General features: G+C 74.0%; 24 protein-coding genes. 11 read left to right on the plus strand and 13 right to left on the minus strand.

Annotation, left to right across the window (positions count from 1 at the left end):
• Window positions 1-354: 354 nt before the first annotated feature.
• Complete coding sequence (locus E1291_RS23380) at window positions 355-1,002, minus strand: MarR family winged helix-turn-helix transcriptional regulator (RefSeq protein WP_131740120.1); 648 nt, start codon at window positions 1,000-1,002, stop codon at window positions 355-357.
• A 92-nt stretch (window positions 1,003-1,094) separates the two neighbouring features.
• Between E1291_RS23380 and E1291_RS23385 the strand changes: the two genes are divergently transcribed.
• From E1291_RS23385 to E1291_RS23395, 3 genes are read left to right on the plus strand one after another with little or no spacing between them, the layout of a single operon-like run.
• Window positions 1,095-2,078, plus strand: coding sequence for an ATP-binding cassette domain-containing protein (locus tag E1291_RS23385; RefSeq protein WP_131740121.1), 984 nt, complete (start codon window positions 1,095-1,097; stop codon window positions 2,076-2,078).
• A 2-nt stretch (window positions 2,079-2,080) separates the two neighbouring features.
• A complete protein-coding gene (locus E1291_RS23390; protein WP_242614327.1) occupies window positions 2,081-2,968 on the plus strand; it encodes an ABC transporter permease in 888 nt (295 codons plus the stop codon).
• Window positions 2,969-3,023: 55 nt separating this feature from the next.
• Complete coding sequence (locus E1291_RS23395; protein WP_242614328.1) at window positions 3,024-4,238, plus strand: esterase-like activity of phytase family protein; 1,215 nt, start codon at window positions 3,024-3,026, stop codon at window positions 4,236-4,238.
• A 108-nt stretch (window positions 4,239-4,346) separates the two neighbouring features.
• Here E1291_RS23395 and E1291_RS23400 read toward each other — a convergent pair whose 3' ends face one another.
• The 3 genes from E1291_RS23400 to E1291_RS23410 all read right to left on the minus strand — a co-directional run bounded on the left by E1291_RS23400 (window position 4,347) and on the right by E1291_RS23410 (window position 8,262).
• Entirely contained in the window at window positions 4,347-5,753 is a 1,407-nt protein-coding gene (locus E1291_RS23400; protein ID WP_131740123.1) for an RNA polymerase sigma factor, read from the minus strand.
• A gap of 261 nt (window positions 5,754-6,014) precedes the next feature.
• Window positions 6,015-7,022 carry a cation diffusion facilitator family transporter gene (locus tag E1291_RS23405; RefSeq protein WP_131740124.1) on the minus strand — a complete coding sequence of 336 codons (1,008 nt, stop codon included), beginning with the start codon at window positions 7,020-7,022 and terminating at the stop codon, window positions 6,015-6,017.
• A 58-nt stretch (window positions 7,023-7,080) separates the two neighbouring features.
• Window positions 7,081-8,262, minus strand: coding sequence for an AMP-binding protein (locus tag E1291_RS23410; protein WP_131740141.1), 1,182 nt, complete (start codon window positions 8,260-8,262; stop codon window positions 7,081-7,083).
• 111 nt (window positions 8,263-8,373) lie between these two features.
• Here E1291_RS23410 and E1291_RS23415 point away from each other — a divergent pair, with 111 nt between their 5' ends.
• The 3 genes from E1291_RS23415 to menD are packed head-to-tail and all read left to right on the plus strand — an operon-like array spanning window position 8,374 to window position 11,967.
• On the plus strand, window positions 8,374-9,273 hold the full coding sequence (locus tag E1291_RS23415; RefSeq protein ID WP_131740125.1) for a 1,4-dihydroxy-2-naphthoyl-CoA synthase: 900 nt from the start codon (window positions 8,374-8,376) through the stop codon (window positions 9,271-9,273).
• A 28-nt stretch (window positions 9,274-9,301) separates the two neighbouring features.
• The gene (locus E1291_RS23420) at window positions 9,302-10,300 is read left to right on the plus strand and encodes an o-succinylbenzoate synthase (RefSeq protein WP_131740142.1); all 999 of its coding nucleotides are present in this window, start codon (window positions 9,302-9,304) and stop codon (window positions 10,298-10,300) included.
• Window positions 10,297-11,967 carry a 2-succinyl-5-enolpyruvyl-6-hydroxy-3-cyclohexene-1-carboxylic-acid synthase gene (gene menD / locus E1291_RS23425; protein ID WP_131740126.1) on the plus strand — a complete coding sequence of 557 codons (1,671 nt, stop codon included), beginning with the start codon at window positions 10,297-10,299 and terminating at the stop codon, window positions 11,965-11,967. Before E1291_RS23420 ends, menD begins: the two co-directional genes overlap by 4 nt.
• 175 nt (window positions 11,968-12,142) lie before the next feature.
• On the opposite strand, the gene E1291_RS23430 is transcribed toward menD, so the two are convergent.
• Window positions 12,143-12,961: a tyrosine-protein phosphatase gene (locus E1291_RS23430; protein WP_131740127.1), complete on the minus strand. Its 819-nt coding sequence runs from the start codon at window positions 12,959-12,961 to the stop codon at window positions 12,143-12,145.
• A gap of 254 nt (window positions 12,962-13,215) precedes the next feature.
• Between E1291_RS23430 and E1291_RS23435 the strand changes: the two genes are divergently transcribed.
• Both E1291_RS23435 and E1291_RS23440 read left to right on the plus strand, forming a co-directional pair.
• Window positions 13,216-14,256: a fatty acid desaturase family protein gene (locus tag E1291_RS23435; protein WP_131740128.1), complete on the plus strand. Its 1,041-nt coding sequence runs from the start codon at window positions 13,216-13,218 to the stop codon at window positions 14,254-14,256.
• A 21-nt stretch (window positions 14,257-14,277) separates the two neighbouring features.
• On the plus strand, window positions 14,278-15,102 hold the full coding sequence (locus E1291_RS23440; protein WP_131740129.1) for an Fpg/Nei family DNA glycosylase: 825 nt from the start codon (window positions 14,278-14,280) through the stop codon (window positions 15,100-15,102).
• Here the strand turns inward: E1291_RS23440 and E1291_RS23445 are convergent.
• The 4 genes from E1291_RS23445 to E1291_RS23460 form a co-directional block, all read right to left on the minus strand.
• A complete protein-coding gene (locus tag E1291_RS23445) occupies window positions 15,090-16,079 on the minus strand; it encodes a helix-turn-helix transcriptional regulator (RefSeq protein ID WP_131740130.1) in 990 nt (329 codons plus the stop codon). The genes E1291_RS23440 and E1291_RS23445 overlap by 13 nt on opposite strands.
• 46 nt (window positions 16,080-16,125) lie before the next feature.
• Window positions 16,126-17,373, minus strand: coding sequence for an isochorismate synthase (locus tag E1291_RS23450; protein ID WP_131740131.1), 1,248 nt, complete (start codon window positions 17,371-17,373; stop codon window positions 16,126-16,128).
• 233 nt (window positions 17,374-17,606) lie between these two features.
• Entirely contained in the window at window positions 17,607-18,203 is a 597-nt protein-coding gene (locus E1291_RS23455; protein WP_131740132.1) for a biotin transporter BioY, read from the minus strand.
• A 123-nt stretch (window positions 18,204-18,326) separates the two neighbouring features.
• Complete coding sequence (locus E1291_RS23460; RefSeq protein WP_131740133.1) at window positions 18,327-19,013, minus strand: spermidine synthase; 687 nt, start codon at window positions 19,011-19,013, stop codon at window positions 18,327-18,329.
• Window positions 19,014-19,107: 94 nt separating this feature from the next.
• On the opposite strand from E1291_RS23460, the gene E1291_RS23465 reads away from it, so the two are divergent.
• Window positions 19,108-19,641 (plus strand): GNAT family N-acetyltransferase, encoded by a 534-nt coding sequence (locus E1291_RS23465; RefSeq protein WP_131740134.1) that lies wholly within the window; start codon window positions 19,108-19,110, stop codon window positions 19,639-19,641.
• Between the two features lie 29 nt (window positions 19,642-19,670).
• Here E1291_RS23465 and E1291_RS23470 read toward each other — a convergent pair whose 3' ends face one another.
• Both E1291_RS23470 and E1291_RS23475 read right to left on the minus strand, forming a co-directional pair.
• Window positions 19,671-20,648: a GlxA family transcriptional regulator gene (locus E1291_RS23470; RefSeq protein ID WP_131740135.1), complete on the minus strand. Its 978-nt coding sequence runs from the start codon at window positions 20,646-20,648 to the stop codon at window positions 19,671-19,673.
• A gap of 91 nt (window positions 20,649-20,739) precedes the next feature.
• A complete protein-coding gene (locus E1291_RS23475) occupies window positions 20,740-22,011 on the minus strand; it encodes an MFS transporter (protein ID WP_131740136.1) in 1,272 nt (423 codons plus the stop codon).
• Between the two features lie 74 nt (window positions 22,012-22,085).
• Between E1291_RS23475 and E1291_RS23480 the strand changes: the two genes are divergently transcribed.
• The gene (locus E1291_RS23480; protein ID WP_131740137.1) at window positions 22,086-23,087 is read left to right on the plus strand and encodes a DUF5937 family protein; all 1,002 of its coding nucleotides are present in this window, start codon (window positions 22,086-22,088) and stop codon (window positions 23,085-23,087) included.
• Between the two features lie 71 nt (window positions 23,088-23,158).
• On the opposite strand, the gene E1291_RS23485 is transcribed toward E1291_RS23480, so the two are convergent.
• Entirely contained in the window at window positions 23,159-23,917 is a 759-nt protein-coding gene (locus E1291_RS23485) for a DeoR/GlpR family DNA-binding transcription regulator (protein ID WP_131740138.1), read from the minus strand.
• Window positions 23,918-23,990: 73 nt separating this feature from the next.
• Between E1291_RS23485 and E1291_RS23490 the strand changes: the two genes are divergently transcribed.
• A complete protein-coding gene (locus E1291_RS23490) occupies window positions 23,991-24,590 on the plus strand; it encodes an HAD family hydrolase (protein ID WP_131740139.1) in 600 nt (199 codons plus the stop codon).
• Window positions 24,591-24,830: 240 nt separating this feature from the next.
• On the opposite strand, the gene E1291_RS45190 is transcribed toward E1291_RS23490, so the two are convergent.
• Window positions 24,831-24,965 carry a hypothetical protein gene (locus E1291_RS45190; RefSeq protein WP_207400896.1) on the minus strand — a complete coding sequence of 45 codons (135 nt, stop codon included), beginning with the start codon at window positions 24,963-24,965 and terminating at the stop codon, window positions 24,831-24,833.
• Between the last annotated feature and the right edge of the window lie 3 nt (window positions 24,966-24,968).

Raw genomic sequence — 24,968 nt, forward strand, 5'->3', positions numbered from 1 at the left:
CCCCCGGCCGGCTCACGACGGGGCTCGAAGGGTACTGCGGGCCGCCGCTTCGTGGTGTCCTGGCTGCCGGCGCCGGCGCCGGCGCCGGTGCCGGTGCCGGTCCGCACGCGCGACGGGCCCGGCTCGCGGCGCCGCTGCCGCTGTGGTGGTCCTTCGCTCGGGCGGGCCACCGCTTCGGGGTGTCTGGCCGCTGGCGTAGAGCGTACGCGCGACGGGGCGTCGGTTCGCGGCGTGGACAGCGTGTCCCGGCCGGTGTGTATGAGTTTGGCGCGCGGTCATGACGGGCGCCGTGGGGCTTTGTGGGGTCTTCTGGTCCGCGTCGTCTGAGGCCGTCTGGGAGAGGCTGACGCGCGGTCAGCGGGGCGGGGGCGGGCGGCCGGTTCCCGAACGGGCCGCCTCGGTGGCGGTGCGCGCCCCCGTGCCGGTGATCTCGTCCTCCAGGGCGGTGGCCATGATCCTCACCGCTTCGGCCTCCACGCGGGGGGACACGACGCGGGGCCGCGGCTCATCGCCGGAGCCGGAGCCGGAGCCCGGTTCGGGGGAGGAGCCGGCCGCCGCGGCGAACCGGGGGTCGTGCCGGGAGAGGATTCGCAGCATCATCTCCTTGAACCCCTCCAGCTCGTCCGGCGCCAGCGCCGCGAAGAGCCGCTCGTCCAGCTCGTCCCGGTGCGCGCGACCGCGGCCGAGGGACAGCCGCCCGGCCTCGGTGACCTCGAGCGCGTAGCGGCGGCGGTCCCGGGGGTCGCGGCTGCGCCGGACGTGCCCGGCGTCCTCCAGCGCGTCCACGATGCCGACCAGGTCGCCGGGGTCGATGCGCAGGTGCTCGCTGACCTCGCGCTGCGACAGCGGCCCGAGGCGCGCCACGCAGGACAGCACGAACAGGTGGGGGAGCCGCATGCCGTTCTCGGGCGCCGCCTCGATCGAGGTGCGGCGCATGAGCCTGACCAGTTCGAACAGCAGGTAGGAGGGCGACCCGCGCAGCGGGTCCGGCCGGTCCGGCACGGCGACTCCTTGGACGGTCCAATGTCTCTTGACGTAAAAGATAGGGTACCCCTATTGTTGGAATGCCCAAATAATGCAGAATGAGGGGATCCATGCCGGACGGGGAGTCCGCCGTCGAGGTCGACGGCCTGATCAAGCGGTTCGGCGAGGTGGAGGCCGTGCGGGGGATCGCGTTCGCCGTCCGCCCGGGGGAGATCTTCGGGTTCCTCGGCCCGAACGGGGCGGGCAAGTCGACGACCATCAACATGCTCTGCACGCTGCTGCGCCCCTCCGGCGGCAAGGCGCGGGTCGCCGGGTACGACATCGTGACCGAGCGCGACGACGTGCGCCGCAACATCGGCCTGGTCTTCCAGGACCCCACGCTCGACGGCTACCTGTCCGGCGAGCAGAACCTGCGCTTCCACGCCGAGCTGTACGGCGTGCCGCGGCAGGTGACCGGTCCCCGGATCCGGCAGGTGCTGGAGATGGTCGGGCTGTGGGACCGGCGCGGCGACCTGGCGCAGACCTACTCCGGCGGGATGAAGCGGCGGCTGGAGATCGCGCGCGGCCTGCTCCACTCGCCCCGGGTGCTGTTCCTGGACGAGCCCACGGTCGGCCTGGACCCGCAGACCCGGGCGTCGATCTGGGAGTACATCCGCCAGCTGAAGGAGTCCGAGGAGATCACCATCTTCATGACGACCCACTACATGGACGAGGCGGAGTACTGCGACCGGATCGCCATCATGGACTCCGGCGGCATCGTCGCGCTGGACACCCCCGAGGCGCTCAAGGCCGGTGTCGGCGAGGACCGGGTGCGGATCCAGACCGCCGACGACACCGCCGCGATCGCGGCGCTCGCCGACCGGTTCGGCCTGGCCGCGGTCGTGTCGGAGGGCGCGGTGACCTTCTCCGTGCCCGCCGGTGAGGAGTTCGTGCCGCGGCTGTTCGGCGGGCTGGGCGTGCCGATCCGGTCGGTGAGCGTGTCCCGGCCGTCGCTGGACGACGTGTTCATGTCCTTCACCGGGTCGACGATCCGCGACGCCGAGTCCACCACGAGCGACCGGCTGCGCATGATGATGCGCGCGGCGAGGAGATGAGAGTGACGAGCGGGGTGGAGACGGCCGCGCCGGCCCCCGGCGTGGCGGGGGTCCGGGTGCCCGAGCGCAGCGTCCGGCACGACCTGCGCGCCGTGAAGATCGTGCTGCACCGGGAGCTGATCCGGTTCTGGCGCGACAAGCTGCGGATGGTGTCCGGGCTCATCCAGCCGGTGCTGTGGCTGCTGGTGATGGGCACCGGCCTGTCCAACCTGATCACCAGCGGCGGCGCCCGCGGCGGGGTCGACCTCAAGACGTTCATCTTCCCCGGCGTCTGCGCGATGTCGGTGATGTTCACCGCGATGTTCTCCGCCGGGTCGATCGTGTGGGACCGCGAGTTCGGCTTCCTGCGCGAGATGCTCGTCGCGCCCGTCAGCCGCAGCGCGATCGTGGTGGGCAAGTGCATCGGCGGCGCGTTCGTGGCGACCGTGCAGGGGGCCGTGATCGTCGCACTGGCGGGGCTGGCGGGCGTTCCCTACGACCCCCTTCTGCTGCTGCAACTGCTGGGCCTGATGTTCGTCGGGGCGTTCGCGCTGACCGGGTTCGGCGTGATGATGGCCGCGCGCATCAAGACGATGCAGTCGTTCTTCGGCCTCATGCAGATGGCGATGATGCCGATGATGTTCCTGTCCGGCGCGCTCTACCCGCTGAACGGGCTTCCGACCTGGCTGACCATCCTCACCCGCTTCAACCCGCTCACCTATGCCGTCGACCCGCTGCGCCAGGCGGTGTTCGCGCACCTGGACGTCTCGCCCGCGCTGGAGAGGACCTTCAACCCCGGCGTCACCTGGAACGGCTGGGTCGTTCCGGTCTGGCTGGAGATCCTCATCGTGCTCGCGATGGGCTTCGGACTCATGGGCGTGGCGATCCTGGAGTTCCGCCGGGCGGACTGAGCGCGCCCGCTACCCTGTGCCTACGGGTCGGATCCAAGTCCTTGCAGAGGGTGACATGCGCTCAAGTATGCACAAGGTCGGCAGGCGTGGGTGTGCGGCGGTCGCGGCCGTCCTGGCGGTGGTTCCGGCCGCCGTCGTCATGGACGGGCGGACGCCCCCGGCGCGGGCGTCCGCCGGGCGCGCCGGGACGCCCGCGGGTCCGGCGCAGGCCGCGCCGCGGGGGGTGCGGATCACCCGGTTCCTGGGTGAGCGGCGCCTGCCGCACCTGATGAAGTTCCAGGGCACCACGGTCGGCGGGCTCTCGGGCTTCGACCGCGACCCGCGCACCGGCACCTGGTACTTCATCTCCGACGACCGGTGGAGGTACGACCCCGCCCGCTTCTACAGCGGCCGCCTGGACATCGACCCCGCCACGGGAGCCTTCACCGGGGTCCGGCTCACCGGCGTGACCACGCTGAAGCGTCCCGACGGCACCCCCTACCCCGGCTACGGCAAGCCGGACTCGGCCGACCCGGAGACGATCCGCTTCGACCGGCACGGCGGGCGGCTGCTGTGGGGCCACGAGGGCGACCGCCCGGACGAGACGCACGAGGGCATCCCGCTGTCGGACCTGTTCGTCCGCTGGTCCGGGCGGGACGGCCGCTTCGAGGGCGGGCTGCCGCTCCCCGCGAACCTGAGGCTCACCACGGGCCACCGGGGACCGCGCCGCAACTTCGGCTTCGAAGGGCTCACCTTCACTCCGCACGGCGTCGCCGCCATGGTCGAGGGCCCGCGCTACGAGGACGGCGAGCCGCCGACCACCGAGCACGGCGCCGTGACCAGGCTCACCCTGTGGAACCGGCGCGGGCGGCTGCGGGCGCAGTACGCCTACCCGGTGGACCGGCTGCCCGCGGCGCCCGTCCCGCCCACGGGCACGACCGACAGCGGGGTGTCGGAGATCCTCGCGGTCGACGGTCACCGGTACCTGGCGCTGGAACGCTCGTGGATCGAGGGCGTGAACTACAAGGTGAAGCTGTACGAGTTCGACGTGCGCGGCGCGACGAACGTGCTGGCGGTGGACGCGCTGGCCGGTGACCGGCGGTACCGTCCGGTGACCAAGCGGCTCGTCGCCGACCTCGGGCGGTTCAGCGACCCCGTGCAGAACCTGGAGGGCCTGGCCTGGGGGCCTCGGCTGAGGTCGGGGGAGTGCTCCCTGGTGGTGGGCTCCGACGACAACTTCGACGCCCGCGAGGTCACCCAGTTCCTGGCGTTCGCCGTCCGGGGCTGCTGACCCCGGGGCCGGCGCCGTCCTGGCACGACCCGGGAACGTGAGAGGGGCCCGCCGATCTCCGGCGGGCCCCTCTCACGTCGTGTCCGGGCGCGAGGCCCGGCGGACGACTCAGACGGCGAAGTCCAGCAGCGGCCTGGCGTTGCTGGGGTGCCGCAGCTTGGACAGCGACTCCTTCTCCAGCTGGCGGATCCGCTCCCGGGTCAGCCCGAGCGCCCGGCCGATCTCGTCCAGCGTGCGGGGCGTGCCGTCGTACAGCCCGAACCGCATCGCCATGATCTTGGCCTCGCGGGGCGACAGGACGTCCAGGGTGCGGCGGAGCTGGTCGGCCATCAGCTGGCGGTCCACCAGCTCGGCGGCCTCGGGGCTGTCGGTGTCCTCGATGAGGTCGCCGATGCGGGTCTCGCCGTCCTCGCCGATCGTGGAGTCCAGGCTGATCGGCTGGCGGCTGGTGCGCAGCAGCTCGCGGATCTGGTCGGGGCTCTTGTCCAGCTCGACGGCCAGTTCCTCGGGGGTGGGCTCGCGGCCGAGGCGCTGGTGCATGTCCCGCTCCACCCGGCTGAGCTTGCTCAGCATCTCCAGCACGTGGACGGGCAGCCGGATCGTGCGGGCCGAGTCGGCGAAGCCGCGCTGGATCGCCTGCCGGATCCACCACATCGCGTAGGTGGAGAACTTGTAGCCCTTGGAGTAGTCGAACTTCTCGACGGCGCGGATCAGGCCGAGGTTGCCCTCCTGGACGACGTCCAGGAGCGACAGGCCGCGGTCGGAGTACTTCTTCGCGACCGACACCACGAGGCGCAGGTTGGCCTCCAGCATGTGGGCCTTGGCGCGGTGGCCGTCGGCGGCGACCCACTCCAGGTCGACGCGCATCCGGGGGCTGAGCTTCTGCGTTTCGAGCTTGTGCTCGGCGTACAGGCCGGCCTCGATGCGCTTGGCGAGGTCGACCTCCTGCTCGGCGGTGAGGAGCTGGCGCCGCCCGATCGCCTTGAGGTAGGTGTGGACGGAGTCGCCCATGGTGGTCGAGTGGTCGTCGAGATCGGCGGGGGACTCGACCTCGACCTCGGCGACGTCGAACGCCTCGTCCTCGGCGGGGGAGTCGGCCGGGGAGTCGGCGGGGGCCGCGGGCTCGGCGGGGGCGGACTTCCCGGTGGTGGACTTCCCGGTGGCGCGCCGCTCGGCGGCCGTGGCGGTCTTCTTCGCGGTGCGCTTGCGGCCCTTGGCCGCGGGGGCCTCGCCCGCTCGCGCGGTCTCGTCGCCGGCGCGGTCGGGGGTGCGGCCGGCGGGGCGGTTGGCGGCGGCCCGCCGGGCGGGGTCGCCCTCGCCCGCGAGGCTGATGCCGGAGTCGGAGAGCTCGCGGAGGATGGAGCGCCCCTGGGCCGGGCTGATCCCGGCGCATTCGAAGGCCGCCCTCACCTCGTCGAGCGAGAGGTGCCCTTGGACACGGCCACGCTCGAGGAGCTCGTCGAGTGCGGGGCTCGTCGACTCCGTGAGCGGGGTCTCAGCGGCGGTTCGCGGCATGGGGACACCCCCCTCCCTTCGGTGGTGTGGGTGCGACGCGGATTGTCGTTCGCTGGTGGCGCGCGCACTTATCGGAACGTCGCACGGCGGGTCCGTTGTTCCCGAACGCCCGGATCGGCCGGGCGCGCACCCGGCCGTCGGGGAACGGTCCAGCGGGGATGGCCCGGAGCGACGCTGCTCCTGGAGGGCCGGTCACACCGTCCGGTCCTCCGGCGCGACCTTACTGTGTAAAGGGCCGGGGCGGCTGAAACGTGACCGATATCACCGCTGGTCCGGGCCCTGCGGCCGCATTGTCCGACCATAGCGCGCCATAACGCGTTCTCGCAGCTCAGGGTCGTCCCGGGGGACCGGTTCGAGGAAGACCTCGTCGATCTCCTCGTGCGCCGCGCGCAGCTCCCGCCCCATCCGGACGCAGGCGCGCTCCACGTCCCCGGCCCTGAGGGAGTCGCGGAAGTCCAGGCGGGCGCAGACCAGCACCCGGTCGGCGCCGACCGTCAGCGTGACGAGGTCCACGACCTGCTCGACCTCGGGGGCCGCGCCGAGCCGTTCCCGGACGCCGGCGACCAGCCGCGGATCGGCCTGGTTGCCGATCAGCAGGTTGAGGTTGATCCGCCCGAGGACCAGCGCGACGGCGGTGAGCAGCACGCCGATGAGCACCGACCCGGCGCCGTCCCAGGCCGCCACGCCGGTGAGCTGGTGGAGGCCGAGCCCGGCGAAGGCCAGCAGCAGCCCCACCAGCGCGGCCGAGTCCTCCAGCAGGACGCTGACCGCGGTGGGCTCGTCCGTCCGGCGGATGTAGGCGGCGAGAGGGAGGTCCTCGGCGCGCGCCGCGGCCCGCACCTGCCGTACCGCCTGGCGCCAGGAGATCCCCTCCAGCGCGAACGACACCCCGAGGACGGCGTACCCGACCGCGGATCCGGCCTCGGCGGCATGGCGCCCGGTGAACGTCTGGACGCCCTGGTAGAACGCGAACAGCGCGCCCATTCCGAAGATCGCGACGGCGACCAGGAGGGTCCAGATGTAGCGCTCCTTGCCGTAGCCGAGCGGATGACGCCGGTCGGCGGGGCGGCCGCTGCGGCGCAGGCCGACGAGCAGCAGCACCTCGTTGACGGTGTCGGCGACCGAGTGCGCCGCCTCGGCGGCCAGCGACGCCGAGCCGGTGATCAGGGCCGCGACGATCTTGGCGACGGCGATGCCGAGGTTGGCCGCCAGCGCGAGCAGGACGGTCAGGACGCTCTCTTCACCCGCCGCGCGGCCCTGTTCCGCCATGCTGGACGTCCTCCCCCTGCCAACGGCCCGCCAAGCGCGGGACCGTGCGCCGGTGGGATCACGCGCCCGCGGCCGAGGAGGAGCGCAGGCGGGCCCGGTCGGGCTTTCCCGAGGCCAGCAGGGGGATGGCCTCGACGAGCTCCACCTCGTGCGGCGCCGCGTAGGCCGGCATCGTCTCGCGGACGAGGGCGCGCAGCTCCGGAAGGCCGGGGGCGGTGGCCGCGCCGGGGACGGGCACGATCACGGCGGTCACGCGCTCGCCCCATTCGGGGTCGGGACGGCCCACGACCACGACGTCATGGACGCGGGGGTGGCGCGACAGCGCGGCGGCGACCTCGCCCGCGACGACCTTCTCGCCGCCGGTGTTGATCACGTCGTCCAGCCGGCCGCGGACCCGCAGCCGGCCGTCCTCCAGCGCGCCGAGGTCGCGGGTGACGAACCATTCCCCGTCGCGCGCCGCGGCGCTCTCCTCGGGGCGCAACCGGTAGCCGGAGAAGAGCGCCGGCCCGGCCAGCCGGATCCGGCCGTCCGGCCCGAGGGCGACGCGCGTCCCGTCCAGGGGGACGCCGTCGTAGACGCAGCCGCCGCAGGTCTCGCTCATGCCGTAGGTGGTGACGATCCGCCCGCCGCGGGCACGGGCCTCGGCGAGCAGGCCCGGCGCCGCCGCGGCCCCGCCGAGCACGACCGTGCCGAGGCGCGACAGGTCCGTTCCGGCGTCCAGCAGGCGGCGCAACTGGGTCGGGACCATCGCGATGTGGACGTCGTGCTCGGCGGTCACGGCGGCGAGGTCGAAGTGAGGCAGGATCACCGGGTCGCTGCCGGCGACCAGGGACCGCACGAGGACCTGGACGCCCGCGATGTGGCTGGTGGGCAGGCAGCACAGCCACCGGTCGCCCGGGGCCGCGCCGATGCGGGCGAGGGTGGCGGTCGCGGAGTGGCGCAGGGCGGCGGCGGTGAGCTCGACGAACTTGGGCGCACCGGTGGAGCCGGACGTGGCGATCAGCACGGCGGTGCCGGGCGCGACGGGGACGGCGGGCGCGGGCCCGCGGCGGGCGGTGACGCCGTCCGCGGTCTCGACCGCGTCCGGGACGAGGGCGTCCAGGAGGGTGCGCAGCGCCGGTGCGGGCAGGTCGGGGGACAGGGGGCAGATCGCGGGTCCGGTGCCGTCCAGGGCGGCGGCGAGCGCTCCCAGCAGGCGGGGGCCCGGTGGGAGGACGACGGCGTGCAGGCGGCGGTCCATGGTCACGCCAGCGTAGACGACCCCGCTGAACGCGTTCAAACGGCGGGGCGGTTGAATGGGGCACGTCCGCCGCGACGCCGGCGGCGGGCGCTCGCCGACGGGAAGGTCGCCATGGTCTCGGAGCTGTTCGACGCGGACGCGTGGAAAGAGGTCGAGGGGTTCGGGTTCACCGACATCACCTACCACCGGGCCGTCGATCACGGCACGGTCCGGGTGGCGTTCAACCGGCCGGAGGTGCGCAACGCGTTCCGCCCGCACACGGTGGACGAGCTGTACCGGGCGCTGGACCACGCGCGGATGTCCAGTGACGTCGGCTGCGTCCTGCTGACGGGCAACGGGCCGTCCCCCCGCGATGGCGGCTGGGCGTTCTGCTCCGGTGGCGACCAGCGGATCCGCGGCAAGGACGGGTACAAGTACGCCGAGGGCGAGACGTCCGACACGATCGACCCGGCGCGGGCGGGGCGGCTGCACATCCTGGAGGTGCAGCGGCTGATCCGCTTCATGGGCAAGGTCGTGATCTGCGTGGTGCCGGGGTGGGCCGCGGGCGGCGGGCACAGCCTGCACGTGGTGTGCGATCTCACGCTGGCGAGCCGCGAGCACGCCCGCTTCAAGCAGACCGACGCGGACGTCGCGAGCTTCGACGGGGGGTTCGGGTCGGCGTACCTGGCGCGGCAGGTGGGCCAGAAGTTCGCCCGGGAGATCTTCTTCCTGGGTGACGTCTACGACGCCGAGGCCGCGCACCGGATGGGCATGGTGAACGCCGTCGTCCCGCACGCCGAGCTGGAGGCGACCGCGCTGGACTGGGCCCGCAAGATCAACGGGAAGAGCCCGACGGCGCAGCGGATGCTGAAGTTCGCCTTCAACCTGGTGGACGACGGGCTGGTGGGGCAGCAGGTGTTCGCCGGGGAGGCGACGCGGCTGGCGTACGGGACCGACGAGGCCACCGAGGGGCGTGACTCCTTCCTGGAGAAGCGCGACCCCGATTGGTCACGGTTCCCGTGGTACTACTAATGGTTCGACGCTCGGCGTGTCGTCCGGAATGTCGTGGTTCGGTGGTGGTCGCAGCAGGGCAGGGGGTCAGCGGGTGCGGGTCTACTCCATCCCGATGCGGACGCGGTTCCGCGGTCTCACGCGGCGGGAGGGCGTCCTGCTTCAGGGGCCCGCCGGCTGGGGGGAGTTCTCGCCGTTCGCCGAGTACGGCCCGGCGGAGTGCGCCCGCTGGCTGGCGGCTGCCCGGGAGGCCGCGCACACCGGGTGGCCCGCGCCGCTGCGCGACCGTATCCCGGTGAACGTGACCATTCCGGCGGTCGGCCCGGACGAGGCGTTCGCGATGGCGAAGATGTCGGGCTGCCGGACGGCGAAGGTGAAGGTCGCCGAGCGGGGGCAGGGCGACGCCGAGGACATGGCCCGGGTCGAGGCCGTCCGCGACGCGCTCGGCGCGGACGGCCGGGTGCGCGTGGACGTCAACGGGCGCTGGGACGTCGACCACGCCGCCCGGATGATCCGGGCGCTGGACCGGTGGGAGCTGGAGTACGTCGAGCAGCCCTGCGCGACGCTGGCGGAGCTGGCCCTGGTGCGGCGGCGGGTGGACGTGCCGATCGCGGCGGACGAATCGATCCGCCGCGCCGAGGATCCGCTGCGGGTGCGCGCCGCCGGGGCCGCCGACGTGGCGGTGCTGAAGGTGCAGCCGCTCGGCGGGGTGGCCGAGGCGCTGCGGGTGGCGGAGGCGTGCGGGCTCCCGGTGGTGGTGTCGAGCGCCGTCGAGACGTCGGTGGGGCTGGCGGCGGGCGTGGCGCTGGCCGCCGCGCTGCCGGAGCTTCCGTACGCGTGCGGGCTGGGCACGCTGCCGCTGCTGGGCGGCGACGTCGTCCATGGTCCGCTGCGCCCGGTGGGCGGGGAGATCGCGGTGCGGCGGCCCGTCCCCGACGAGGCGGCGCTGCGCCGTCACGAGAGCGCCGACCCCGGGCCGTGGCGGCGCCGGGTGCTGGAGACGCAGGCCCATCTGGGCGGCCCGCCGGTGCTCGGGGCGGACCGGTGAACCCGGCGACGGCGCTGGCCACCGTCCTGGTCGACGAGCTGACGCGGTGCGGCATGACCGACGTGGTGCTGGCGCCGGGGTCGCGGTCGGCGCCGCTGGCGCTGGCGCTGCACGCGGCGGAGGAGGACGGGCGGCTGCGGCTGCACGTGCGGATCGACGAGCGGTCGGCGTCGTTCCTCGGGCTCGGCATGGCGAAGCGGTCCGGGCGTCCGGTGGCGCTGGTGTGCACCTCGGGGACGGCGGCGGCGAACTTCCATCCGGCGGTGATCGAGGCGCACGAGTCGGGTGTCCCGCTGATCGTGCTGACCGCCGATCGTCCGCCCGAGCTCCGCGACACCGGCGCCAACCAGACGATCGACCAGGTGAAGCTGTTCGGTACGGCGGCGCGGTGGAGCACCGAGATCGGGGTGCCGGAGAACCGGCCGGGGATGGTGGCGTACTGGCGGTCGCTGGTGAGCCGGGCGTGGGGGCTGGCGCAGGCGCCGGCACCGGGGCCGGTGCACCTGAACGCCGCGTTCCGCGAGCCGCTGGTCCCCGACGGGGACGAGTCGTGGTGCGAGCCGCTGGACGGCGACGTGACGGGCGCGTGGACGAAGGTGCGGGCGGCGACGCCGGGCTCGGTCCTGCACGTCCCGCCGACGCGCCGCGGGGTGCTGGTGGTCGGTGACGGCGCGGCCAACGTGAAGCGTTACGTGGCGGCGGCGTCGATGGCGGGCTGGCCGGTGCTGGCCGAGCCCAGCGGCAACGCCCGGTACGGGGACCACGCGCTGTCCTCGCACCATTTCCTGCTGGGCGTCCCGGAGTTCGTGGAGCGGCACCGGCCGGAGGTGGTGGTGACGCTGGGGAAGCCGGGGCTGTCGCGTCCGCTGCTGTCGCTGCTGCGGCGGGCCGAGGAGCACATCGTCCTGGCGCCGGATCTGGCGCACTGGCCCGACCCCGTCCGCTCGGCGACCCAGGTCGCGCCGGAGGTGGAGATCCCCGTGGTCTCGGGCGACGACGCGTGGCTGAAGTCGTGGCGGACGGCGGACCTGGCGGCGGCCACGGCGGTGGACGCGGTGCTGGACGCGGTCCCCGGGGTGAGCGAGCCGCGGCTCGCCCGCGATCTGGTGTCGTCGCTGCCGGGCGGGTCTCTGCTGTTCTCGGCGGCGAGCATGCCGATCCGCGACCTGGACCAGGTCATGCGCCCGCGCCGCGGTATCCGGATCATGGCGAACCGGGGGGCGAGCGGGATCGACGGGCTGGTCTCCACGGCGATCGGGGCGGCGCTCGCGCACAGTGGCCGCTCCTACGCGCTGCTGGGGGACCTGGCGTTCCTGCACGACCAGAACGGGCTCGTCATCGGCCCGCGCGACCGCCGGCCCGACCTCGCGGTCGTGGTCGTGAACAACCAGGGCGGCGGCATCTTCTCGCTGCTGCCGCAGGCCGCGTTGCGCGGCCCGTTCGAGCGCGTCTTCGGCACGCCGCACCAGGTGGACCTGGAGGTGGTGGCGGCCGCCCACGGTGTGCCGTACCGCCGGCTCGAGGCCGCGGCGGACCTGCCCAAGGCGATCGCGGGGGAGGGGCTGCGGATCATCGAGGCGCGGACCGACCGGGACGCGAACGCGGTCCTGCACGCCGAGATGCGCAAGGCCGCGCACGCGGCCGTCCGCGACGTCCTGTCGCTCTGACCGCCACGACGCGCGGCTTCGGGCAGACCCGGCGACTCGTTCAAGCTTTAATTTACAACGTAAAGGCGCCGGGCCGGTGCACCACACAGAGCCCCCTAACACAACTACACACCGACGCCAGAACCGATCGCGGCACCGGGTGCCCGATGCCGCGATCGGGTGCGGGCGGGCGGTGTCAGCTGAGGAGGCGGTCGCGGAGGGCGTCGGTGTCCTCGGGTGTCCAGCCGTGGGCGGTGAGCCAGCCGGTGGGGCCGCCGAACTCCTCGTCCACGCGGGCGAGGAACTTCTCCATGATCGCTGCGCGGGGCAGGTGGGAGTCGGCGGGGCGGGAGTCGAGGTCGGCGGCGTAGGTGTCGCTGGCGCGCAGGCGGCGCAGGATCGCCTCCAGGCGCTCACCGCTGTCGGTGTAGTCGGTGAGGATCGCCTCGCGGGTCACGCCGGCGACGTCGAGGGCGAAGGCGCAGACGACGCCGGTGCGGTCCTTGCCGGCCGCGCAGTGCACGAGCGCGGAGCCGTCGGTGCGGGTCATGACGCGCAGGGCGGCGACGATGGAGTCGGGGCGGTCGGTGATGTAGCCGGTGTAGTGACCGATCAGGCGTTCCTGCTCGGGCTCGTCGGCGTCCCGGTTCTGCCAGGGCAGGATCTTGTCGGCGTCGATTCCGGCGGGCGGCGTCTCGGGGGTGTCGGCGGTGACGTCGGTGTTGCGGCCGCCTTCGGCGAACAGGGAGAGGTGGTGGACGGTGACGGCGGCGACGCGGGTGAGGGGGGCGGGGCCCTCCAGGCGGACCTCGGCGTCGCTGCGCAGGTCGATGACATTCTTGAGGTCGTAGTCGTCGAGCAGGGTCCGGACGTCGGCGACGGTCAGCCCCTGGAGGTTGTCGGCGCGCAGAACGCGTCCGCGTCGTGTGGTGCGGCCGTCGGTGGTGGGGAGCCCGCCGAGGTCGCGGGCGTTCACCGCGCCGTCCAGTTCGATCCACCGTGTGCCTTCGCTCATGAATTGTGAGCCTATCTAACGGTGCTGTCCCTTCTGGTGCGCAGGGTCCGGGTCGCGCCGGCGGGTGGAGGCCGGCCGGGTGAGAAGTGGGCCGGGTGAGCGAGCCGGGGTGGTGGTGACCGGGACCTGCGAGCCACGGGCAGCATGGCTCCGCAGCATGGTGACTTTTCGGTTATGGGCTCTGTAGCTTTCGAGGCGTTCTGTAGACGTTCCAAAACGACGGCCTTGAGGGGCCGTCTCCGAATGGAGGCTTCATGCCCGTGACCCTCGATGCCCAGCCCGCCGCGCCGGGCGCTTCCGGCCGGACGGCCGGTAGCGACTTCGCGCCGCTGGCGCGGCAGGTCCGTGCGAGCGGGCTGCTGGATCGGCGCGTCGGGTACTACGTGCGGGCGGTCGGGCTGAACCTGGCGGCGACGGCCGGCCTGTGGGGGGCGGTGGCCTGGGCCGGGGGGTCGTGGTGGTCGGTGCTGCTGGCGGTGCCGCTGGCGGTGGTGTCGGCGCGGACGGCGTTCCTGGGGCATGACGCGGGGCACCGGCAGATCGCGCGGTCGGCTGGGGTGAACCGGTGGCTGGGGCTGCTGCTGGGGAATCTGCTGCTGGGGATGGGGCACGGGTGGTGGAGCGATAAGCACAATCGTCATCACGCCAATCCCAATCATGTGGGCAAGGACCCTGATGTCGGTGAGGGCGTCCTGTCGTGGACGTATGAGCAGGCGGGGCGGAAGGAGGGGGTGCTGCGGTGGGTGACGCGGCATCAGGCGTGGTTGTTCTTTCCGCTGCTGACGCTGGAGGGGCTGAACCTGAAGGTGGGCAGTGCGCTGTTCCTGCGGGGGCGGGCTCGGCGTGAGCAGGTCGTCGAGGGCGGGCTGCTGGCGTTGCACGCGGTGGGGTACGCGGCGCTGGCGTTCGCGTTGCTGTCGCCGGGGAAGGCGCTGGTGCTGATGGCGTTGCACCAGGCGTTGTTCGGGGTGCATCTGGGGAGCGTGTTCGCGCCGAACCACAAGGGGATGGCGATGCCGGAGCCGGGTGAGCGGTGGGGGCATCTGCGGCGGCAGGTGCTGACGTCGCGGAACGTTCGCGGTGGTGCGGTGACGGATTGGCTGATGGGCGGCCTGAACTATCAGGTGGAGCATCATCTGTTCCCGTCGATTCCGCGGTGTAACTTGCGGCGTGTGCAGCCGATGGTGCGTGAGCATTGCGCGCGGGTGGGGTTGCCGTTCACGGAGACGGGGCTGCTGGAGTCGTATCGTCTGGCGCTGGGGCACATGCGTGAGGTGGGGGCGCCGCTGCGGTGATGCCGGCCCTATGCTGGCGTGGTGCCTGAGGGACACACCATTCATCGTCTGGCCGTCGAACATCAGCGGATGTTCGGCGGCCGTGCCGTTGGCGCCGGCAGTCCGCAGGGTCGTTTCGCCGAGGGGGCGCGGTGGCTGGACGGGCGGGTGCTGGTGTCGGCGGGCGCGCATGGCAAGCATCTGCTGCTGGAGTTCGAGGACGAGCGGGTTCTGCACGTCCATCTCGGGATCTATGGCAAGTACGGGTTCGGTCCGGTGCCGGCGCCCGCTCCGGAGGGGGCGGTGCGGTTGCGGTTGGTGGGCGGGGCCGAGTACGCGGATCTGCGCGGTCCGAACCGGTGCGAGCTGCTGGATCCGGGTGAGGTGAAGGTGCTGCGGGATCGGCTGGGGCCGGATCCGCTGCGGGCCGATGGTGATCCGGAGGTGGCGTGGCGCCGGGTGTCGCGGACGCGGACGCCGGTGGCGGTGCTGCTGATGGACCAGTCGGTGATCGCGGGGCCGGGGAACATCTACCGGGCGGAGGTGCTGTTCCGGCAGGGGATCGATCCGCGGTTGCCGGGCCGGTCGCTGAGCCGCGCTCAGTGGGGTGCGATCTGGGACGACCTCGTGGTGTTGATGGGTGAGGGCGTCCGGGTGGGGCGGATCGATACGGTGCGGCCGGAGCACACGCCGGAGGCGATGGGGCGGCCGCCGCGGGTGGACGGTCATGGGGGCGAGGTGTACGTGTACCGGCGTGCGGGGCTGCCGTGCCTGGTGTGCGGGGGTGAGGTGCGGACGGTGGAGGTGGCGGCGCGGAACCTGTTCTGGTGTCCGGTGTGCCAGCCGCCGTCGGCTCAGGTGGGGTAGCGGGCCGCGAGGGCGTGGGCGGTGGCCGTCATCGCGGCGCGGAGTTCGGGTGGGTGGAGGACTTCGACGTCGGCGCCGAGTTTGAGGAACTCGATGTGGGCGTGGCGGGTGGATTCGATGGGGAGGGTCATCTGGATCCATCCGTCGGTCGGTCCGTTGCCGGTGGTGGCGTGGTGTGCCTGTTGTTGTGCGGCGCGGGCCATGACGGGTGGCAGGAGGACCTGGGAGCGGCGTAGGCCGTCGGGGGTCAGGCGGATGGTGGCGTGGTCGGGGTAGGAGTCGGCTTCGAAGCGTTCGGTGTAGTCGTCCCAGTAGGTGGCGAGGTCGAAGTCGGGGGGACGGTCGAAGCGTTCGGGGAGGGGCCGGATGGTGTGGATGCGGGCGACGCGGTAGGCGCGGAGGGTGTCGTCTGATCGGGCGATGAGGTACCACGATCCGGCTTTGAGGACGATGCCGAGGGGGTCGAGGACGCGGGTGACCTCTTGGGGGTGCTGCCAGCGGCGGTAGCGGATCTGGATGCGCTGCTGGTTCCAGACGGCGTCGGCGGTGGCGTGCAGGTGGGGGACGTCGTCGGGGGTGCGGAACCAGCCGGGGGCGTCGAGGTGGAAGCGTTCGCGGATGGTGGCGGCGCGTGAGCGGACGTCCGGGGGGAGCGCGGCCATGAGTTTGAGTTCGGCGGCGGCGAGGACGGTGCCGAGGCCGAGCTGGGAGGCGGGGCCGGGCATGCCGGTGAGGAAGAGCGATTCGGCTTCGCCGGTGGTGAGGCCGGTGAGGCGGGTGCGGTAGCCGGCGAGGAGGCGGTAGCCGCCGTCGGGTCCGCGGTCGGCGTAGATGGGGACGCCTGCGGCGTTGAGGGATTCGACGTCGCGGTAGATGGTGCGGACGGAGACGTCGAGTTCGTCGGCGAGTTGCCGTGCGGTGAGGTGGCCTCGGGTCTGCAGGAGCAGAAGGAGGGACAGGAGTCGGCTCGCGCGCACGTGACCAGTGTGACGGGGGTCGTGGGGTGGTCGCGCCGTGGGCGGGTCAGGGGCGGGGGCGGCCTTCGAGGGCGTGCCGCATGGCGCCGAACTTGGTGTGGGCTTCGGCGAGTTCGGCGGCGGGGTCGGAGTCGGCGACGATTCCGCATCCGGCGAAGAGGCGGGCGCGGTCGCCGTCGATCTGGGCGCAGCGCAGGGCGATGCCCCATTCGCCGTCGCCGCGGGCGTCGACCCAGCCGACGGGGCCGGCGTAGCGGCCGCGGTCCATGCCCTCCAGTTCGCGGATGAGGTTCATGGCGCCGTCGGTGGGGGTGCCGCAGACGGCGGGTGTGGGGTGCAGGGCGGCGAGGACATCGAGGACGGAGCGGTCTGCGGCGAGCCGGCCGCGGATGGGGGAGGCCAGGTGGATGAGGTTGGGGAGGGTGAGCAGTTCGGGTTCGGCGGGGACGTGCAGCGGGGCGCAGAGGGGGGCGAGGGCGTCGCGGACCATTTCGGCGGCGTAGCGGTGCTCTTCGCGGTCCTTGGCGGAGGTGAACAGGCGTGCGGCGCGGTCGGTGTCGTCGCGGGGGTCGGTGCCGCGGGCGGTGGTGCCGGCCAGGACCAGTGACTCGATGTCGCCGCCGGTGCGGCGGATGAGGAGTTCGGGGGTGGCGCCGACGAGGCCGTCGACGGAGAAGGTGTAGCAGGCGGGGAAGCGGCCGGCGAGGCGGCGGAGCAGGACGCGGGCGTCGATGGGGGCGGTGGCGCGGGCGTGCAGGTCGCGGGCCAGGACGACCTTGCCGAGTGTTCCGGTGCGGATCCGGTGGACGGCGGTGGCGACGGCTTTCTGCCAGGCGGTGGCGGTGAGCGCGCCGTCGGTCCAGGTGAGGCCGGTGGGCGGGGTGGGCGGGCGTGCGGGTGTGAGGGGGCCGGGGGCGTCGCCGATGGTGGTGAGCCAGGCGTGGCCGTCGCGGCGGCCGAGGATCTGGCGGGGGACGATGAGGACGGAGCCGGGGGAGGCGGGGTCGAAGCCGAATCCGCCGAAGGCGACGGGGCCGGAGCCGGGGACGCCGACGGGGTCGTCGACGCCGGCGGCGTCGAACAGGTCGCCGAGGCGGCGGGCGGCTTCGGTGAACCGGTCGGGGCCGGGGGGCAGGGTGATGCGGGCGGCCTCGCCCCAGCCGACGATGCCCTCGCCGTGCCGGACCCAGGCCAGTGCGGTGGGGTGCGGTAGGCCGGCGAGGAGATCGCCGGGGTCGGCGACCGGGACGGTGCGGACGGACAGGCGATCCGGGGCGGTCACGGCGAGCTTCACGCATGCCACTGTACGGGAGAGTTGAACCCGTTCAAACAGTAGGGGCCGGGTATTCGCGTGGGGCGGCTTCTGATCTTCGCTTCGCCGCTGCCCCGCCGTGGTCATGCCTCGCGCGCCCGGGTGGGCCGGCTTCCAGGCGCCGGTGCTCGCGCCTGCCGGCCGGCCCGTCGTCGTGGCGGCTAAGGCTCGTACCCGGTGGCCGGGGCTCAAACTCGCCCCGGGCCGGGTGCGGGTCAGGCCCTGTGGTCGTGGGCCTTTCCGGTCAGCTTCCACGCCGCCGGGAGAAGCGCCGCGGCCAGTGCGACCTTGAGCGCGTCGCCCGCCAGGAAGGGGGTGAGGCCCAGGTCGATCGCGCGGCCGAGGCTCACGTGCAACGAGGCCATCAGGTACGGGACGCCCGCCGCGTACATGATGGCCGTGCCGAGCAGCATGGTCGCGACCGTGCGGGCGGGGGTGCGGTCGCCGCCCCGTTCGGCGAGCCGGCCCACCACGGCGGCCGCGACGACGAACCCGATGACGTAGCCGAGGCTGGGCGCGCTCGTGCCGGAGGCGCCGTCGGTGAACCAGGGCACGCCCGCCATGCCCGCCAGCAGGTAGACGACCATGCCGAGTCCGGCGCGGCCGAAGCCGAGGGCGGCGCCCGCCAGCAGGACCGCGAAGGTCTGGCCGGTGACGGGGACGGGTGTGCCGGGCAGCGGGAGCGACAGCTGCGCGGCGGCGCCGACGAGGGCGGCGGCTCCGGCGACGAGGGCGGCGTCGCGGGCCAGGGAACCGGGCAGGAGATCGCCCAGGACGGCGGGGTGCCGCGGCGCGGCAGGAGCGGTGGCCACAATTCCTCCCAAAAAGGTGTTGTCAGCCCGAAACCTAGCGAACCGCCCTTGAGGACCGGGCCACCCGGTGTACAGAAATGAGCGGGCCGAATTGTGGGGTGCCGCTCGCGGGGCGTCGTGCGGTCAGCCGCGCCGGGGGAGGGGACGGCGTGCGAGGTACACCATGTCGGGCTCGCCGCGCGGTACGGGTACGGCAACGGCGCGGACGTCGGAGAACCGGCGCCGTAGCCGCGTCTCGAAGGCCGGGTCGGCGGCGGCGCTCCACACCGCCAGGACGCCGCCGGGTGCCAGCCGCGCGGTGAGCAGGTCCAGGCCCGCCGGGCCGTAGAGGCGGGCGTTGCCGGGGGTGACCGTCCAGCCGGGGCCGTTGTCGATGTCCAGGCACAGGACGTCGAACGCGCCGGTCGCGGGGTCGGCGAGGACGTCCAGCAGGTCGGCGCGCGCGACGGTGACGCGCGGGTCCTCCAGCGCGCCGCGCGACCAGGGCCGCAGCGCCGTGGCGTGCCAGGCGATCACCGCGGGTTCGCGTTCCACGACGGTGACGGCCGTGACGCGGGGGTGGCGCAGCGCCTCGGCGAGCGAGAACCCGACGCCCAGGCCGCCGATCAGCAGCCGCGCCGGGCCGTCCAGCGCCTCCAGGGCGGCGGCGGCCAGCAGCCGCTCGGACTCGCCGTTGCGGGTGTCCATCAGGAACACGCCGTTGCTGATGATCTCGTAGTCGGCGCCCGCGCGGCGCAGGACCAGTTCTCCGCCGAGTCCCGTGGCGCGCTCCACCACGACCGGTTCCGCCGCCTCCGGTATCGCGTCCATTCCCCGACCCTAGTGACGGCGCCGGTTCGCCGCGACGCGATTTCGGCGGCCCCGGCGGGGCGGTGCGGCGGGGCGGGGCCTACGGTGATCCACCGTGAAGGCCGATCAAGTTGAGCTGCGTCCCGCCGCCGAGGACGACCTGCCGGTCATCGAGCGGCTGAACGGTGACCCCGAGCTGGCCGGGCCGTTCCTGTGGGGCGGCTGGTCCGACCCGGGCCGGGTGCGGCGCCGGTGGGCCGAGGACGGGCTGCTCGGGGAGGACACGGGGACCCTGGTGGTCGCGCGGGGGGACGACGCGGTCGGCTACACGTCCTACCGCCGGGTCGTCACCGGGCGGCGTTCGTCGTGCTGGAGCATCGGGATCAGCCTGCTGCCCGAGGCGCGCGGCCGCGGGGTCGGCACGCGCGCCCAGCGGCTCCTGGTGGCCTACCTGTTCGCCCACACCCAGGCCAACCGCGTGCAGGCCGAGACCGAGGTCGACAACATCGCCGAGCAGCGGGCGCTGGAGAAGGCCGGGTTCACCCGGGAGGGAGTCATGCGGGGGACGGGGTTCCGCGACGGCCGGTTCCGCGACGAGGTGCTGTACGGGATCCTGCGCCGGGACGTGGATCGCACCGGCCGGTGGTGAGGCCGTGGGCCGTGCCGTGGGCGGGGCCCTCAGCGGCCGCGGAACGCGGCCCGGTAGGCGGTGGGCGAGACCCCCAGCTCCGCCTGCAGCCGCAGCCGCAGTGACGCCGCGGTCCCGAACCCGGCCCGCTCGGCGATCCGCTCCACCGGCAGGTCCGTCTCCTCCAGCAGCTGCCGCGCCCGCTCCACCCGCCGCCGCGCCAGCCACACCGCCGGTGACAGCCCCGTCTCCTCCCGGAACCGGCGGGTGAAGGTCCGCACGCTCATCGACTCGCGCGCCGCCAGCTCCCGCAGCGTCACCGGGCGGTCCAGCCGCTCCAGCGCCCACGCCCGCGCCGCGCCCGTCGAGGACACCCGCGGCTCGGGCACCGGGCGCACGATGAACTGCGCCTGCCCGCCCTCGCGGTGCGGCGGCACCACCGTCCGCCGCGCCAGGTCCCCGGCCACCGCGGCGCCGTGATCGCGGCGGATCATGTGCAGGCACAGGTCGATCCCGGCGGCCTCGCCCGCCGAGGTCAGCACCGCGTCCTCGTCGACGTACAGCACCGCCGGATCCAGGTCCACGCCGGGGAACAGCTCGGCGAACCGCGCGGCCGACAGCCAGTGCGTCGTCGCGCGCCGTCCCTCCAGCAGGCCCGCCGCCGCCAGCACGAACGCGCCCGTGCAGATCGAGGCGATCCGCGCGCCGCGCGCGTGCGCCGCCGCCAGCGCCGCGGGGACCGGGCCGCGCGCCGGGTCCCGCTCGTCCAGTTCGTGCGAGGCGGGGACCACCACCGTCTCGGCCTCCCGCAGCGCCTCCAGCCCGCGGCCCACGGTCACCTCGAAGTCGGCGTCGGTGCGCACCCGGCCCGGCTCCACCGCGCACGACACCACCTCGTACAGCGGCGCTCCGCCCGCCGACCGCGCCCGCCCGAACAGCTGGTGCACCAGTCCCAGCTCCATCGGCAGCACGCCGTCGCGCACCAGAACCGCCACCCGGTGCCGCCCTTCACCGCCGAACACGACCATGGCCCGATCCTTGCACATGATGGCCTGCAGGCCACTGCCCGCCCCGGGCGTCGGACGCGCGGCCCGGACGCGGTTCCCACGGCGGCCCGCCTCAGCGCAGCTCGCCGTCATCGGAGTTCCGCAGCGGCGACAGCAGCATCGGGACCACCGCCAGCAACTCGCCCACCGCCCCTGTCCACAGCGCCGCCCGCGCTCCCAGGGCCTGTCCGAGCACGCTGCCGATCAGCGCGCCCACCGGCATCGCGCCCCACACCACGAACCGCACCGAGGCGTTCATCCGCCCCAGCAGCCGCTCCGGGCACAGCCGCTGCCGCACCGCCACCGCATTGATCTTGAAGGTCATGAACGCCGTCCAGCCCAGCCCCTGGAGCGCCACGGCCACCGCGAACCGCCCGTCGGCCTGGAACAGCGGCACCGCCGCCAGCCACAGCAGCCCGCTGGTCACCACCGAGGCGCACATCGCGCGGCCCTGCCCGAACCGCGCCACCAGCCGCCCGGTGAGCAGCCCGCCCAGCAGGTCGCCCAGCGCCTCGGCGGTGAACACCAGCCCGCACAGCAGCGGCGACAGCCCCAGCTCCCGGTTCAGCAGGACCATCAGCATCGCCGCGCCGACCGTGCCGCACAGGTTGGAGATCGCCGCCGCGAGGGTGAGGGGGCGCAGCAGCCGATGCCCGAACACCCACCGCAACCCCTCGGCGATCTCGGCGCGCAGCCCCGCCCCCGGGTCCGCGGACGGCCGAGGCTCGGCACGGCCGATGCGCGACAGCGACAGCGCCGACACCACGAACCCCACCGCGTCCACCGCGACCGCGGCGGGCGCCGACACCACCGCGACCAGCGCGCCGCCCACCCCCGGACCGGCCACCTGGACCAGGCTGCGCGTGCTCTCCAGCCGCACGTTGGCCTCCACCAGCCGGTCCGCCGCCACCAGCGACGGCAGGTAACTCTGGTGCGCCACGTCGAAGAACACCGAGCACACCGACACCCCGAACGCCACCGTGTACAGGTGCGCCAGCGTCAGCGTGTCCAGCCAGTACGCCACCGGCACCGAGCCCAGCAGCAGCGCGCGGCCCACGGCCCCGGCCAACAGCACCGGACGGCGCCGCGTCCGGTCCACCCACGCCCCGGCGGGCAGCCCGATCAGCAGGAACGCCGCGTACTCCAGCACCACCAGCAGGCCCGCCTCCAGGGCCGAGGCGTGAAGGACGCCGAGGGCCACCAACGGCAGCGCGACCAGTGTCACCGCGGCCCCCGCCTGACCGGCGGCGTCGGCCAGCCAGAAGCACCGGAAATCGGCGTCCGGCGGCCCCGGGCGGAGCTGCGGAGAACAACGGCGACGCGGAAGCGGACAACGAAGCACCATGACGGGCAACACCACCACGCGGCCAGGACCACCACCACTGTTTTAGTCTGGGCCGAAACAAGCGGGAGGTGCGGATGGGCTCGGTGCGCTTCACCATCGACGACGTCGTCAACGTCCGCTTCGCCGTCTCACCGCTGTGGGAGACGCTGGCCGGCTTCCGCGCGGCCGCCGACCCCGGCGCGCACGCCGCCCACCTGCCCTGGCTCAGGACGGCCGCCCCCCTGCACCGCGACCCCGTGCTCGCCGCCCGTACCGCGTCGTTGCGGGCTCTTCTCCGGCCCGCGCGCGCCGCCGCCCGTCCTGCCGCCCAGCATGGTCCGCCCAGCGGGCTGCCCGGGTTCCTGACGCCGCCGCCGCGGTGCCCGCTGACCGAACTCGACCACGAACTCGCCGTCGTCCGCGCCACCCCGCCCGGCCGCGTGGAGGCGGACCTGCTGGCCCTGGGCGCACCCGCCGCCGACCCCGCCGCGGCCACCGCCGCGCTGGCCCAGGCGGTATCGGCCTGGTGGGAGGCCGCGATCGAGCCCCACTGGCCGCGCATCCGCGCCGTCCTGGAGGCCGACATCGCCCACCGCACCCGCCAGCTCGCCGAGGACGGCATCCAGCGGGTCTTCGACCACCTGCACCCCGGGGTCCACTGGGCGGCGGACACGCTCACCTCACCCGACCTGCCCGCCGGCGGCACCGCCCCCGCGGGTACCGGCATCACCCTGACGCCATCGGTCTTCGCGACCCGTTGCCACCTGCTGGACGGCGCCGGCCCCACACCACCGGCGGTCATCTACCCCGCTCGCGCCGCCGCCACCGCCTGGCAGAGCCGCCCGCCCGGCGGAGGAGAACTGGCCCGCCTGCTCGGCGCCAGCCGCGCGCTCCTGCTGGCCGGCACCACCTCGCCCAGCACCACCACCCAGCTCGCCCAGCGCACCGGCCTGAGCCTGGGCACGGTCTCCCAGCACCTGGCCGTCCTGCGCGACGCCGGACTGGTGAGCAGCCACCGCTACAGGCGCGAGGTCAGCTACACCACCACCGACCTCGGAACGGCCCTGCTCAACGGCCCCGCCGACACCTCCGGCTGACGGCACGACACCGCGCCGGAGCGGCTCGGCGTTCAGGGCTCGGCCCGCATCGCCGCGACGCCCGGGAGGCGTCACACGTGGTGGACGGTCACCCCGGCCCCCTCGATCGCCGCGACCGCGTCGCGTGGCGCACCGGCGTCGGTGACGAGCACGTCCAGGGCCGTGACCGGGCACACGTGCCCCAGCCCCGTCCGGCCGAACTTGGCCGCGTCGCCCACCGCCACCACCCGCTGCGCCGCGGCGATCGCGGCCTGCTTCACCGGCACCTCGGCCAGGTCGTGCGCCGTCACCCCGTCGCGCGGCGACAGCCCGCACACCCCCAGCACCACCGTGTCCACCCTTAGCGCCCGCAGCGACGTCTCGGCCAGGTGACCGGTGAACGACAGCGCGCCCGGCAGCGTCCGCCCGCCCGGCACCAGCAGCGTCACCTGCGGCGCGCCGCCCAGCACGTTCGCCGCGTGCAGGTCCAGCGGCACCACCGTCAGCCTGCGGCGGGCCAGGACCCGCGCGACCTCCAGCGTCGTCGTCCCGCCGTCCAGGATCACCGACTCGCCGTCGGCGACCAGCGCGCCCACCCGCTCGGCGATCAGCCGCTTGGCCCGCACAGACTCCCGCAGCCGCACCGCGTACGGCGTGGCCTCCCCGCGCAGCAGCAGGCTCACCGCGCCGCCCCGCACCCGCCGCAGCACCCCCTCCTCGGCGAGCCGGTCCAGGTCCCGCCGGACGGTCATCTCCGAACAGCCCGTCCGCTCCGCCAGCTCCGCCACCGTCACCCGCTCCGCCGACCGCAACCGGTCGACGATCGCCAGCACCCTTTCCGCACCCTCCATATGTTCAATCTAACGCCGAACATGTTAGAAAGACCATGGGACGGACACCGGGGACCGACAGAGGAGGACCGTCATGCAGTGGGTCGTCGTCGACTACGGCGAAGTGATCTCCCGCACGCCGCCCGAGGACGCCGCGGCCCGGCTACCGCGGGCCCTGGGCGCCGATCCCGCCGCGTTCTGGGACGCCTACTGGGACGGCCGCCGCTCCTACGACCTCGGCACCGTCGACGCCGCCGGATACTGGGGCGAGCTGTGCGGGCGCCTGGGCCGCGCCGCCGGGCAGGACCTGCTCGATACCCTCGTCGGGCTCGACGTCGACATGTGGTCGCACCTGGACGAGGGCACCCTCGCCGTCCTGCGCGAGCTCACCGACCGCCGCGTCCCCCTCGCCCTGCTGTCCAACGCCCCCCTGGAACTGGCCCGCGACATCGAACGGCGCCCCTTCGCCGCGCTGTTCCGGCACCGCTTCTTCAGCGCCGACCTGCGGCTCGCCAAACCCGACCCGCGCATCTACCGGCACGTCGGCGAGCGGCTCGGCGCCGACCCCGCCGACCTGGTGTTCGTCGACGACCGCCAGGACAACGTCGACGGCGCCCGCGCCGCCGGACTGCGCGCCCACCTGTTCACCGGCGCCGACCGGCTGCGCCGCGACCTCGACCTCCCCGCCGCCTGAACCCGCCCCGCCTGACCCGCGCCGTCCCGGCGGCGAGCGGCCACCGGCACCGAGGGCGACGGGAAGGAGTGCCGAGCCCGTCCGCGCGCCGGAGACGGCGGGTTGATCGCGAAGCGGCGCCGTGCCCGCTCGGGACCGGTCACGAAGCGAGCCCCGGGCGAGCGCCGTGGGCCGGAATCGCCGCAGGGACGACGGCGCAGGCGACCACGGCGGCGGTGATGACGCGGCGCGGAGCGCGGGTCAGGCGCCGGGCGGGCCGGGCGACAGGACCTCGAACGCGCGGTCCAGCAGGGCCGCGCGATCGGCGGCGCCGTCCGAGCGCAGCCATTCGCGCGCCGCCGCCTCCAGCGCCGCGCCCGCCGCCGCCGTCAGCAGATC

Source organism: Actinomadura roseirufa, from assembly GCF_900659635.1.
GTDB classification, from domain to species: domain Bacteria; phylum Actinomycetota; class Actinomycetes; order Streptosporangiales; family Streptosporangiaceae; genus Spirillospora; species Spirillospora roseirufa.

What these genes read in the sequence shown, in the direction of transcription:
- E1291_RS23385 (WP_131740121.1), top strand. Translation starts at nt 1,095, where the DNA reads ATGCCGGACGGGGAGTCCGCCGTCGAGGTCGACGGCCTGATCAAGCGG.
- E1291_RS23395 (WP_242614328.1), top strand. Translation starts at nt 3,024, where the DNA reads ATGCGCTCAAGTATGCACAAGGTCGGCAGGCGTGGGTGTGCGGCGGTC.
- E1291_RS23400 (WP_131740123.1), bottom strand. Translation starts at nt 5,753, where the DNA reads ATGCCGCGAACCGCCGCTGAGACCCCGCTCACGGAGTCGACGAGCCCC.
- E1291_RS23405 (WP_131740124.1), bottom strand. Translation starts at nt 7,022, where the DNA reads ATGGCGGAACAGGGCCGCGCGGCGGGTGAAGAGAGCGTCCTGACCGTC.
- E1291_RS23410 (WP_131740141.1), bottom strand. Translation starts at nt 8,262, where the DNA reads ATGGACCGCCGCCTGCACGCCGTCGTCCTCCCACCGGGCCCCCGCCTG.
- E1291_RS23415 (WP_131740125.1), top strand. Translation starts at nt 8,374, where the DNA reads ATGGTCTCGGAGCTGTTCGACGCGGACGCGTGGAAAGAGGTCGAGGGG.
- E1291_RS23420 (WP_131740142.1), top strand. Translation starts at nt 9,302, where the DNA reads ATGTCGTGGTTCGGTGGTGGTCGCAGCAGGGCAGGGGGTCAGCGGGTG.
- E1291_RS23430 (WP_131740127.1), bottom strand. Translation starts at nt 12,961, where the DNA reads ATGAGCGAAGGCACACGGTGGATCGAACTGGACGGCGCGGTGAACGCC.
- E1291_RS23435 (WP_131740128.1), top strand. Translation starts at nt 13,216, where the DNA reads ATGCCCGTGACCCTCGATGCCCAGCCCGCCGCGCCGGGCGCTTCCGGC.
- E1291_RS23460 (WP_131740133.1), bottom strand. Translation starts at nt 19,013, where the DNA reads ATGGACGCGATACCGGAGGCGGCGGAACCGGTCGTGGTGGAGCGCGCC.
- E1291_RS23470 (WP_131740135.1), bottom strand. Translation starts at nt 20,648, where the DNA reads ATGGTCGTGTTCGGCGGTGAAGGGCGGCACCGGGTGGCGGTTCTGGTG.
- E1291_RS23475 (WP_131740136.1), bottom strand. Translation starts at nt 22,011, where the DNA reads ATGGTGCTTCGTTGTCCGCTTCCGCGTCGCCGTTGTTCTCCGCAGCTC.
- E1291_RS23480 (WP_131740137.1), top strand. Translation starts at nt 22,086, where the DNA reads ATGGGCTCGGTGCGCTTCACCATCGACGACGTCGTCAACGTCCGCTTC.
- E1291_RS23485 (WP_131740138.1), bottom strand. Translation starts at nt 23,917, where the DNA reads ATGGAGGGTGCGGAAAGGGTGCTGGCGATCGTCGACCGGTTGCGGTCG.
- E1291_RS23490 (WP_131740139.1), top strand. Translation starts at nt 23,991, where the DNA reads ATGCAGTGGGTCGTCGTCGACTACGGCGAAGTGATCTCCCGCACGCCG.